Genomic DNA, 12,488 nt, shown 5'->3' on the forward strand with positions numbered 1-12,488 from the left:
GCCATCCCTCTCTGGCAAGACGACATGGTGTGCGTCTGTGCAGCCAATCATCGGCTGGCTGGTATCCCTCAGGTCTCACTTCAGGATCTGTCGTCCGAGCCCGCCATACTGCCCGAGCCAGATACGATTACCTATCAGCTCATAAACAATGTCTTTGCTGCCGAAGGACTGACCTTAAAGGCACCCATGCCTACCAACTATCTCGAAACCATTAAGATGCTTGTCTCGGTCGGGATGGGCTGGTCGGTGCTGCCCTCATCAATGGTGAATGATGACGCTTTAACCGTAATCAACTGGCCGGGGACGAGTCTTCGCCGACAGCTTGGCGCCGTATTCCTGAAACATCGAACGCAAAGCAATGCAGCTACCGCACTGATGGACCTCCTGCACGCCAGTGCCGACGACTAAAGTAAGAACCTGACCGGCCAATAGGGGTCGTACCTTAAGGCGATTTACCTTGAGACTACTTACCTTGAGGCAGAGCAAGACGCTGACACCTGAAAGCGATATGCTCACTAAGAGAACGGACTACGCCATTGCGGCGCTGAGGAGAATATCATGCTCGATATCAATCACATTCTGGTAGTGCTGGATAAACACGACGAAGAGCAGCCTGGCCTGCAGCGCGCATGCTGGCTGGCGAACGCGCTTGATGCCGACCTGACATTAATCACCTCAGCCTGGGACAGCTTTAGCGACCAGGCCTCACAATTGGCAGACACGACCGCAAGTAGTGTGAAGCAAGCCCTCCTGCGTCAGGCGCAACTCTGGCTGGATTCGCTTACTGAGCTAGATAGCTGCAAAGGCCTGCGCGTAAATACAGAAGTTCATTGGCAGAAGCACCTGCACGATGCCGCCATTGAATCGGCTCGCGATACGGAGTTTGACCTGGTTATTAAGTCGACTCAGAAACACGGCCTGATCGATCGGCTGTTCTCGCACTCTGACTGGAACCTGATGCGCCACTGCCCGGCGCCTGTCATGATGGTTAAATCATCCGATGCCTGGAAGCACAACCGTATACTCGCCAGTATTGATGCCACCAGCTCAGACAAAGGGCACACTCTTATCAATGACAACATTTTGTCTTATGCAGAGCATCTGGCTGATCACTTTGATACGGACCTGCATATTGCAAACGCTTACCCTATGGTCGCTGTCGCCCTCGCCATGGTGCCTGAGGTTTCTCCACCAGAAGACATTCAGAATTACATTACTGACCAGCATAAAGAGGCAACAGCTCGCTGGGCCGAAAAGTTCAACGTCGCTGAAGATCATGTCCACGTACTTGAAGGTGATGCTGAACAAGTCGTGCCGGATGTGGCCGCAGAGATTGAAGCCGATCTCGTCGTCGTTGGCACTGTCGGTCGCGAAGGTCTGAGCGGTGTTCTGATTGGTAATACAGCAGAAGCGCTCGTCGATAAACTCAGTTGCGATGTCTTAGTCATTAAACCCAAAGACGGCGTTAATCCTGATATTGAATAGCCCATATATCGCGTAACCCCTTAAGTCGAGAGAATATGAAATCCGCTGATAAGCAGACAAAGAACCTCCTGATTATTGCGCACTGCCCCTCTGAAAATCTGGCCCGCCTGCGTGACGGGCTTATAGTTGGGGCAGAGAACACAGGTGCTCATCTGAGGGTCACGTCCAGAGCACCACTGGACTCAGACAGCGAAGACCTTCAAACGGCCGATGGGATCGTACTACTGACCCCAGAAAACCTTGGCTACATGTCAGGGGCCATGAAAGACTGGTTTGATCGTATTTATTACCCGGTACTGGACGACAAACAAGGCCTGCCCTGTGTCGCCATCGTACGAGCAGGTCACGATGGAACAGGCACTGTCCGTGCTTTGCAAACCATCACAACAGGGCTGCGTTGGCGCTGGGTACAGGAACCCATCATATACCGGGGAAACTGGCAGGAAGCCTGGTTGGACGAAATCAGCGATATCGGCGAGGCCATTGCGACCGCGCTGTCAGAAGGCATTATTTAGTGGAATAAAAAAACGCCGACCCGAAGGCCGGCGTAGAGGGGGAGCAATCATAAAGGTTGTTTTGCAACAACCGTAAGCTCAGATACGGCATCCGCGTATCAGTTCCTCAAAGTTTCATTTTCTTAAACCTTTTTTCGATAAAACGTCCTCAATTTCGACAAGACACGCCGGATCATCAATAGTTGACGGAGTTTGGTACTCTTCGCTGTTTGCTATATTGCGCAACACCTTGCGAAGAATCTTCCCTGAACGTGTTTTCGGCAGACGCTGGACAACAACCGCGTGACGAAAACTAGCAACCGCGCCAATATTTTCACGTACACGCTGGATAACTTCGGACTCCAGTGTTGCTTCATCAATCGTCACGCCGTCTTTCAACAAGAGAAGGCCAAGCGGCTCTTCGCCCTTAAGGTCACTCGCCTGACCAATAACAGCACATTCCGCAATCGCCTCATGGCCAGCCACGACTTCTTCCATCTCCCCCGTAGACAAACGGTGACCAGCAACATTGATGATGTCATCGGTTCGTCCCTGAACAAACAGGTAGCCATCCTTGTCGATGTAACCGCCATCACCCGAAACGTAGTAGCCGTCGAAGGTACTCAGGTAACCATCCACAAAGCGGTCGTGATTGTTCCAGATCGTTGGCAAGCATCCCGGGGGCATGGGTAATTTGATGGCAATACTGCCCTGCTCACCGGCAGGCACAGGCTTGCCGTGACCATCCAGAATTTCAACATTGAAGCCAGGAGACGGACGCGTTACCGAGCCGGGTTTCGTTTCCGCAAGACCGTAGCCCACGTGATTTCCAGCAATCGCCCAGCCAGTTTCTGTCTGCCACCAATGATCCACGACAGGCCGTTTCAGGTGCCCAACCACCCAGTCGTAAGTGGGTGGATCCAGGCGCTCACCAGCCATAAAAATGGTTGTTAATGCACTGAGGTCGTACTGCCTGGCAAGAGCACACTCCGGATCTTCCTTCCGTACAGCACGAAACGCCGTTGGTGCAGCAAATAAGGCCTTCACCTTATATTCAGCACATACACGCCAGAAGGCTCCAGCGTCTGGTGTTTTAACCGGCTTGCCTTCATAAAAGACCGTAGTACAGCCGGTAATCAAAGGCGCATACACAATATACGAATGCCCAACGACCCAGCCGACATCCGAAGCCGCCCAAAAGACATCCCCCGGACCTATGTTATAGACGGAATCCATGGAATAACGCATCGCCACGGCATGACCGCCATTATCGCGGACAACCCCTTTGGGCTTACCGGTAGTCCCTGAGGTATGAAGAACATACAGGGGATCTGTCGACAATACAGGCACACAGTCCGCCGGTGATGCCGACGCCAGCGCCTCTTTCCAGTCCAGATCAAAACCAGCAATCAGGTCACAAGGATGCTGCTCTCGTTGCAGTACCACACAGGAATCAGGTCGGTGACTTGCCATCGCCAAGGCATCATTCACAATCGGTTTATAAGGGATAATCCGGTCGACTTCGATTCCACAGGAGGCTGTGACAAGCACCTTAGGCGTTGCATCATCAATGCGAACGGCTAATTCGTTGGGCGCAAATCCACCAAACACCACCGAATGAACCGCCCCGAGACGAGCGCAAGCCAGCATAGCAATCGCGGCTTCAGGCACCATCGGCATATAGATAACAACCCGATCTCCTTTCTCTACGCCCTGAGCAGCCAGCACGCCTGCAAAAAGCGCCACTTCTTCGGTTAGTTCACGATAGGTATAAGAGCGCTTGTTACCAGTAACAGGCGAGTCGTAAATAAGCGCAGCCTGATCGCCACGGCCATTCAGAACGTGATAATCGAGTGCCAGAAAAGAGGTGTTCAATTAACCATCGGCAAACCAACGGTCTGTTCCATTCTCATCCTGGCTGAGTACCTTGGTTGGTTTTTTAAACCAGTGCACTTTTTCTGCCTGTGCAGACCAGAACGCCTTTGGATTGTCGCGAGCTTCGCGGTAATCGGTTTCATACATCATTAGCCACCTCCAAGTATTCGTTCAGAATACGAAAGTCGGCTAACAGCGCCTATTCGACTTAGGGATAGAATCGCGGGTGCCCCTAAAATAACAAAGCCCGCGACTTAAACAGTGGCGGGCTTTTTTATCGTCTGACTTCAGCTAATACTTACCAGCCAGTCAGTTCCTTCAGTGTCTTACCGATGTCAGCAAGGCTCTTACAGGTTGCTACACCAGCATCATTGAGTGCTGCGAATTTCTCGTCTGCAGTGCCTTTACCGCCCGAGATGATAGCGCCGGCATGGCCCATGCGCTTACCAGGAGGTGCAGTGACACCTGCGATGTAAGAAACCACAGGTTTAGTCACGTTCTCTTTGATGAAGGCTGCTGCTTCTTCTTCGGCAGTACCACCAATTTCACCAATCATTACGATGGCTTCAGTGGCAGGGTCTTCCTGGAACATTTTCAGGATATCAATGAAGTTAGAGCCCGGAATCGGGTCACCACCGATACCAACACAAGTCGACTGGCCGAAACCTTCGTCAGTGGTTTGCTTAACCGCTTCGTAAGTCAGGGTACCCGAGCGGGATACAATACCCACTTTGCCTGGCAGGTGAATATGACCAGGCATAATACCGATCTTACATTCTCCCGGAGTAATAACCCCTGGGCAGTTCGGACCGATCAGCTGCACACCAAGCTCATCGCACTTAACTTTTGCATCCAGCATATCCAGAGTAGGAATGCCTTCAGTAATACAAACGATCAGTTTGATACCGGCATTTGCCGCCTCAAGGATTGAGTCCTTACAGAACGGCGCAGGTACATAAATCACAGACGCTTCAGCCCCTGTAGCGTCGACCGCCTCAGCGACAGTATTAAACACCGGAAGACCAAGGTGCTCAGTGCCACCTTTACCCGGTGTAACACCACCAACCATCTTTGTGCCGTATTCAATGGCCTGCTCAGAATGGAAGGTACCTTGAGAGCCAGTGAAGCCCTGACAAATAACCTTGGTATCTTTATTAATTAAAATACTCATTATTTGCCCCCCGCAGCTTTAACCGCTTGCTCTGCAGCATCCGCAAGGCTGGTTGCTGCAATAATATTTAAACCACTTTCAGCCAGAACTTTAGAACCCAGTTCTGCATTGTTACCTTCGAGACGTACAACCACCGGCACTTTTACACCGACTTCTTTTACCGCCCCGATTACGCCTTCAGCGATCATGTCGCAGCGTACAATACCGCCGAAGATATTAATCAGTACGGCGCTGACATTTTCGTCGGAGAGAATAATTTTGAATGCTTCAACAACACGTTCTTTCGTCGCGCCGCCGCCCACATCCAGGAAGTTCGCAGGCTGGCCACCGTGCAACTTAACGATATCCATGGTACCCATCGCCAGACCAGCACCGTTCACCATACAACCAATGTTGCCATCAAGGGCGACATAGTTAAGTTCGAATTTCGCTGCGTGTGCTTCACGTTCATCTTCCTGAGAAGGATCGTGCATTTCCTGCAGATCTTTGTGCCGATACACAGCATTGCTGTCGATGTTAATTTTCGCATCGAGGCAGTGAAGGTCGCCCTCATTGGTAACTACCAGAGGGTTAATTTCCAGCAGAGCCAGATCTTTTTCGTGGAATAACTTAGACAGACCAAGGAAGATTTTAACAAACTGACTGACCTGCTTACCTTCAAGGCCCAGCTTGAACGCAAGATCACGTCCCTGGTACGGCTGCGCGCCTACTAAGGGATCAATCTCGGCTTTCAGGATTTTTTCAGGTGTTTCGTGTGCGACTTTCTCAATCTCCACACCACCTTCGGTCGATGCCATGAACACAACACGACGGGAAGAACGATCAACAACGGCACCGAGGTAGAGTTCCTGATCAATATCTGTGCAGGACTCCACCAGAATGCGAGAAACCGGCTGGCCGTTTTCATCTGTCTGATAGGTCACCAGGTTTTTACCCAGCCACTGATTAGCAAAATCGCTGATCTCTTCTTTTGAGCTGACCAGTTTCACACCACCGGCCTTACCGCGACCACCCGCATGTACCTGTGCTTTTACGACCCAACGGTCGCCACCGATTGTGTCGGCTGCTGCAGCTGCCTCTTCCGCTGTTTTTGCCGCCACTCCTTTTGAGACTGGCAGGCCGTACTGAGCGAACAGCTGCTTACCCTGATATTCGTGTAGGTTCATCGCTTTGTCCTGTTCTTACAATTTAACGTTCAGGTCTTGTATGACGGAGACACATTGTATGGGTTCCGCCATTTCAGAAACTTGTGTGGAAAAGATAGTCCTGATTTTCTGATTAGAGAAATAAGGGGCCAATCCACCGTCGCTGTTACAGTTTAGACAGGTTGTAATAAAGCCACAAAAAAAAAGCCCGGTAAACCGGGCTTTAGTATTATGTCCTGCACACTGTGGTGATAGACCAGCTTACTTGGCTTTAGGGCGACGATTGGCCTTATGAATGGCCTGATTGTTCACCGCAAGCGCAGCTTCATGCACAGCTTCAGAAATGGTTGGGTGTGCGAACACCATCATACCCACGTCTTCAGCGCTGGAACCGAATTCCATAGCAACAACGATCTGCTGACAAAGATCACCAGCATTCGGGCCGATCACACTGGCACCAAGAATACGGTCTGTTTCAGCATCGGCGATAATCTTCACGAAGCCATCCGTATCTGCAGCAGCCATCGCCCGGCCATTAGCAGCGAACGGGAACATACCAACGTTATATTTTTCGCCATTTGCTTTCAGTTCATCTTCGGTTTTACCGACCCAGGCAATTTCTGGGTGCGTGTAAATAACAGAAGGAATGCAGTCGTAATTAATCTGCGCTTTATGACCGGCTATGCGCTCAGCAACCATGACGCCTTCTTCAGACGCTTTATGAGCCAGCATAGGACCACGCACTACGTCACCCACAGCCCAGACTCCTGGAGCGTCTGTTTTACAGGTTTCGTCGACGTGAATAAAACCACGCTCATCAAGGTTAACGCCGCAGTCACCTGACAGCAGACCTTCGGTGTAAGGACGACGACCGACCGCTACGATCAGTTTGTCGAACTCTTCTGACTTTTCACCTTCAGAGTCCTGATAGGTCACGGTCACTTTCTTACGCTTAACATCCGTACCGGTGACTCGTGCACCGACGCGAATATCCATGCCTTGCTTGCCAAACAGTTTTTTAGCTTCTTTAGCTACCGTCTGGTCTACAAGGTGAAGGAAATTATCCTGCGCTTCGAGAACCGTAACTTCTGAACCGAGACGACCCCATACAGAACCAAGCTCAAGACCGATAACACCGGCACCAATAACACCAAGGCGCTTAGGCACCTTAGTAAATTCCAGCGCGCCCGTTGAATCAACAATAACGTCGTCGGCCAATGGCGCTGGTGGAATTTCAACCGGCACAGAACCCGTCGCGATAATTACGTTTTCTGCATCAAGCACTTCAACGTTACCGCTGTGGTCAGTGAACTCTACCTGCTTGTTAGCAAGCAGTTTACCTGTCCCTTCAAACGACGTTACACCGTTTGCTTTAAACAGCGTCGCAACACCCATGGTCAGGTTTTTAACGATCTGTTCTTTGCGGGCCATCATCTTTTCGATATCGATGGAGACCTTACCGGTAGAAATACCGTGCAATTCAAACTTCTCGTGCGCTTCTTCATATTTGTGAGAGCTGTCGAGAAGTGCCTTTGAAGGGATACAACCTACGTTCAGGCAGGTGCCGCCCAGCACAGGCTTATCTTCTTTGCTGACCCATTTTTCAACACACGCAGTCTTCAGACCAAGCTGCGCACAGCGAATAGCTGCTACATAACCACCAGGACCACCACCGATGACTACAACATCAAATTGTTTGCTCATAATAAATCCTTAAATTTCCGAAACCCTATCAGATATCCAGCAACAGACGCGCTGGATCTTCGAGCAACTCTTTAATGGTTACCAGGAACTGTACTGCTTCTTTGCCATCGATCATTCTGTGATCGTATGACAGAGCAAGATACATCATTGGCTGAATAACAACTTCACCATTCACTGCCATCGGACGTTCCTGAATTTTGTGCATTCCCAGAATAGCAGTCTGAGGAGGATTCAGAATAGGCGTCGACATCAGTGACCCGAAAATACCACCATTTGTGATGGTAAAGGTGCCACCCTGCATATCATTGATACCCAGCTTACCTTCGCGGCCACGCTTACCGAAATCACCAATAGTGCTTTCAATTTCCGCCAGACCCATGCTGTCAGTATCACGCAGAACTGGAACAACCAGGCCGCGTTCAGTAGAAACGGCGACACCGATATCCTGATATCCGTGGTAAACCATGTCGTTACCATCGATAGATGCGTTAACCGCAGGGAAACGCTTCAGGGCTTCAGTAGCCGCTTTCACGAAGAAAGACATGAAACCGAGTTTCACACCGTGCGCTTTTTCAAAAGTATCTTTGTACTTTTTACGCAGCTCCATAACCGGGCCCATGTTCACTTCGTTGTAGGTCGTGAGCATGGCAGCGTTCTGTTGCGCCTCGACTAAGCGACGAGCGATGGTTGCACGGAGACGAGTCATAGGAACACGTTTCTCAATGCGGTCACCTTCATCAGCCATAGGTGCAGCGGCGGCAGGTGCAGCAGGTGCCGACTTAGGCGCTTCTGCTTTTGGTTCTGGAGCAGCGGCAGGCGCCGGCGCAGAACCACCCTTCAGATGATTAACGACATCTTCTTTGGTAACACGACCGTCTTTGCCAGTCGCCTTGATCGATGACGGAGCAATACCATTTTCTTCAACCAGCTTACGCGCAGCCGGGCTCATGATGATGTCACCATCATCAGATGCTTCTGCAGTTTCAGCAGGCGCCGATTCGGTTTCATCAGGCGCTGAAGAAGACGCAGCATCCACCGCGCCCTCTTCAAAGATTGCCAGCACTTCGTCACTCAGAACCACATCGCCCTCTTCTTTATGAACGGTTTTTAATGAACCGTCCGCAGGAGCGACAACTTCGAGTACGACTTTATCCGTTTCAATATCCACCAGAAGCTCGTCGCGCTGGATGGGTTCACCCGGTTTTTTGTGCCAGGTTGCCACAGTGCCATCAGCGACAGATTCAGGAAAGGTGGGTGCCTTAATTTCGATGCTCATTCGATTTTCCTTAGAGTTCCTGCGATACGTCAGCCCTGGAGATCCAGAGCGTCACGGATTAATTTTTCCTGTTGCTCCAGATGGAGCGCCATGTAACCAGCAGCTGGAGACGCAGAGTGATCACGCCCTGCGTACTCAAGATGCCACTTTGGATTCAGGTCATGCGCGACTTTGCGCATATGGTGCTGGCTGCTGTACCAGGCGCCCATGTTCATCGGTTCCTCCTGCACCCAGTAAATGTCCTTGGCGCCTTTGTATGGCTCCAGAATCTTACCGAGGAAGTTATGAGGAAACGGATAAATCTGCTCAATCCGAATGATCGCAATATCGTCGATCTCTTCCGCGCGGCGGCGTTCAAGTAAATCGTAGTAGACCTTACCGGAACAGAGCAAAATTCTGCGGACTTTTTTCGGATTAATATCATCAATTTCGTCGAGACAAGTACGGAAGCGGCCTTCAGCCAGCTCTTCAAGCGTACTGGTCGCCAATTTATGGCGCAGTAACGACTTGGGCGACATCACAACCATTGGCTTACGCAGTGGGCGAATCATCTGACGACGTAGCATATGGTAAACCTGCGCCGGTGTTGAAGGCACACAGATCTGAACATTGTGTTCTGCACAAAGCTGCAAATAACGTTCAAGACGCGCAGACGAGTGCTCTGGCCCCTGGCCTTCGTAGCCGTGTGGCAGCAGCATAGTCAGACCACACAGACGGCCCCACTTGTGTTCACCTGACGAAATAAACTGGTCGAATACCACCTGGGCACCGTTGGCAAAGTCACCAAACTGCGCTTCCCAGATAACCAGAGTCCCTGGTGTCGTGGTTGCATAGCCGTATTCAAATGCCAGTACGGCTTCTTCAGAGAGAAGCGAGTCGTAGATATCAAACTTCGGCTGACCTTCTTCGATATGCTGAAGCGGCACATGAGTGCTCGCATCTTTCTGGTTATGCAGCACGGCGTGACGGTGAGAGAACGTACCGCGACCTACGTCCTGCCCCGTAAGGCGGATTCCGTAGCCCTGTTTAATCAGAGTGGCGTACGCCATGGTTTCTGCGAAACCCCAGTTGATTGGCAGAGCGCCTGCAGCCATCTTACGACGGTCCTCAAGAATCTTGCCGACCTGACGCTGAACTGCAAAGCCTTCTGGCGGTTCCTGAAGCTGATGCGCGAGTTCCTGCAGCTGCTTCATATCAAACTTAGTATCGCCTTTGGTCGTCCACTCATGGCCGAGGTACGGACTCCAGTCGACGAACAATTCTTTGTTCGGCTCCTTAACCAAGGACTTAACCACGTGAAGACCATTATCCAGAGCCAGTCGATACTCTTCTTCGAGCTGCTTACTGGTGTCTTCAGTCAGGACGCCCTCTTCAACCAGACGCTTCGCGTAAAGTGTACGGGTTGTCGGGTGGCTCTTAATTTTCGAGTACATCAGCGGCTGAGTACCTGATGGCTCGTCAGCTTCGTTGTGACCGCGACGGCGATAGCAAACAAGGTCAATCACCACGTCTTTACGGAACTCGTTACGATAATCAACGGCCAGCTGAGTAACAAAAAGCACCGCTTCAGGGTCATCGCCATTCACGTGCAAAATCGGCGCCTCAACCATTTTTGCAACGTCAGTGCAGTATTCCGTTGAGCGGGTATCTTCACGCTTAGAAGTCGTAAAACCGACCTGGTTGTTAATGACGATGTGAACAGTACCGCCGGTTTTGTAAGCGCGTGTCTGAGACATCTGGAATGTCTCCATAACAACACCCTGCCCCGCGAATGCTGAGTCACCGTGAATACTGACAGGAACAACCTTTTCACCCACAGGATCACTACGACGATCCTGACGCGCACGCACCGAACCCTCAACCACTGGAGAAACAATCTCAAGGTGAGATGGGTTGAATGCCAGCGCCAGGTGAACTTCACCGCCCGGTGTCATCACGTTCGAGGAGAAGCCCTGGTGATACTTCACGTCGCCGTGAGATTCGTATTCTGCTTTACCATCAAACTCATCGAAAAGATCTGAGGTTTTCTTACCCAGTGTATTAATCAGGGTATTCAGTCGGCCACGGTGGGCCATACCGATCACGATCTCTTTTGCACCGTACGTACCGCTGCGCTGAATCAGCTCATCCATTAACGGGATAAGAGACTCACCACCTTCCAGGCCGAAACGCTTAACACCCGGATAACGAGAGCCCAGGTATTTTTCCAGGCCTTCTGCAGCCGTCAGACGCTCCAGCAGGTGCATTTTGATTTCTTCACCGTATTTCGGGTGAGAGCGGACGCTTTCAAGACGTTGTTGGAACCAGCGCTGCTCTGCGGTATTGACGATGTGCATGTATTCAGCACCCACCGTACCGCAATAAGTGGTCTCTAACGAATCAATGATTTCTTTCAGTGTTGCCTGGTCCTGACCGACAAACAGATTCCCTGTCTGAAACACTGTATCGAGGTCAGAGCGGGTCAGGCCATGAAAATGCAGATCAAGGTCAGGAACAGTCTCGCGAGTCATCAAGGCCAGAGGATCAAGCTTGGCGTGCTGGTGACCACGGCCGCGATACGCATTGATCAGTTGCAGTACTTTCATCTGCTTGCGCTCGTGTTCGCTGCTCACTGGCGCGGACATCATAGGCTTAGCGCGACGCTGATTCTTTGAAATGAGTAGAAATTGATCCCGGATGGGCTTGTGCGGGGTGTCGACGGTGCTGTTTTCGTCAACGCGAGGGAGTTTGTCGAAATAGTTGCGCCACTCTTCGGGCACTTCGTTTGGATCGCGGAGATAGGTTTCGAACAACTCCTCGATGTAAGCAACATTACCACCCGCTAGCTGCGAAGTGCTCCATAGTTGCTCCATTGTCAGTTCGTGCATGTATGACCACCCTGTGTCAATTTCTGAACAAGGGAATGCCACCACAGAGATGCATGCACCGACTCTAGCACAAGGCGAAGTAGAGGGTCGATCGGATAGATCGCAAGGCCTCTGAGGTAGCACCGGGATGCCCGGTTCCCTCAACTGTAAACTAGCTTAGTCAACAATGGGACTTTTTGGGTTCCATTGCGAATAAAATTGTCGACGTAAGCGGGTTGTATGTCCAACCCGACTTACGTCTCATACCACCGGTCGGAAGTGGTACCGTTACACCTGCTGTGACAGCAGCATGTTACGGATGTGTCCAATGGCGCGTGTTGGGTTCAGACCCTTCGGGCACACATTGACACAGTTCATGATTCCGCGGCAACGGAATACAGAGAACGGATCGCTCAAACCTGCCAATCGCTCTTCAGTTGACGTATCGCGGCTGTCTGCCAGGAAACGATAAGCCTGAAGAAGACCTGCCGG

At 51.2% G+C, this 12,488-nt stretch carries 8 protein-coding genes and 2 pseudogenes; 3 read left to right on the forward strand and 7 right to left on the reverse strand.

Annotated features, from left to right (window positions below; all coding sequences use genetic code 11):
• The 3 genes from B2067_RS13020 to B2067_RS13030 form a co-directional block, all read left to right on the forward strand.
• Nucleotides 1–408: LysR family transcriptional regulator substrate-binding protein (locus tag B2067_RS13020; RefSeq protein WP_301388713.1), on the forward strand; the 408-nt coding region annotated here is incomplete at its 5' end.
• 150 nt (nucleotides 409–558) lie between these two features.
• Nucleotides 559–1,485 (forward strand): universal stress protein UspE, encoded by a 927-nt coding sequence (gene uspE, locus B2067_RS13025; RefSeq protein ID WP_068441735.1) that lies wholly within the window; start codon nucleotides 559–561, stop codon nucleotides 1,483–1,485.
• A gap of 35 nt (nucleotides 1,486–1,520) precedes the next feature.
• On the forward strand, nucleotides 1,521–2,000 hold the full coding sequence (locus B2067_RS13030; RefSeq protein WP_301388716.1) for a flavodoxin family protein: 480 nt from the start codon (nucleotides 1,521–1,523) through the stop codon (nucleotides 1,998–2,000).
• Between the two features lie 114 nt (nucleotides 2,001–2,114).
• Here the strand turns inward: B2067_RS13030 and B2067_RS13035 are convergent.
• The 7 genes and pseudogenes from B2067_RS13035 to sdhB form a co-directional block, all read right to left on the reverse strand.
• Nucleotides 2,115–4,004 (reverse strand): annotated as a pseudogene (locus B2067_RS13035) (propionyl-CoA synthetase).
• A gap of 148 nt (nucleotides 4,005–4,152) precedes the next feature.
• Nucleotides 4,153–5,025: a succinate--CoA ligase subunit alpha gene (gene sucD, locus B2067_RS13040; RefSeq protein ID WP_068436618.1), complete on the reverse strand. Its 873-nt coding sequence runs from the start codon at nucleotides 5,023–5,025 to the stop codon at nucleotides 4,153–4,155.
• Nucleotides 5,025–6,191, reverse strand: coding sequence for an ADP-forming succinate--CoA ligase subunit beta (gene sucC, locus B2067_RS13045; protein ID WP_068441725.1), 1,167 nt, complete (start codon nucleotides 6,189–6,191; stop codon nucleotides 5,025–5,027). Before sucC ends, sucD begins: the two co-directional genes overlap by 1 nt.
• 240 nt (nucleotides 6,192–6,431) lie before the next feature.
• A complete protein-coding gene (lpdA, locus tag B2067_RS13050) occupies nucleotides 6,432–7,874 on the reverse strand; it encodes a dihydrolipoyl dehydrogenase (RefSeq protein WP_301388718.1) in 1,443 nt (480 codons plus the stop codon).
• Between the two features lie 28 nt (nucleotides 7,875–7,902).
• On the reverse strand, nucleotides 7,903–9,150 hold the full coding sequence (gene odhB / locus B2067_RS13055) for a 2-oxoglutarate dehydrogenase complex dihydrolipoyllysine-residue succinyltransferase (protein WP_068441719.1): 1,248 nt from the start codon (nucleotides 9,148–9,150) through the stop codon (nucleotides 7,903–7,905).
• Nucleotides 9,151–9,179: 29 nt separating this feature from the next.
• The gene (locus B2067_RS13060) at nucleotides 9,180–12,017 is read right to left on the reverse strand and encodes a 2-oxoglutarate dehydrogenase E1 component (protein WP_068441715.1); all 2,838 of its coding nucleotides are present in this window, start codon (nucleotides 12,015–12,017) and stop codon (nucleotides 9,180–9,182) included.
• 267 nt (nucleotides 12,018–12,284) lie between these two features.
• Nucleotides 12,285–12,488, reverse strand: a pseudogene (sdhB, locus tag B2067_RS13065) (succinate dehydrogenase iron-sulfur subunit); the annotation flags it as partial.

Origin of the sequence: Thalassolituus sp. UBA2590, from assembly GCF_002339775.1 — a bacterium.
In the GTDB taxonomy this organism is placed as follows: domain Bacteria; phylum Pseudomonadota; class Gammaproteobacteria; order Pseudomonadales; family Oceanobacteraceae; genus Thalassolituus.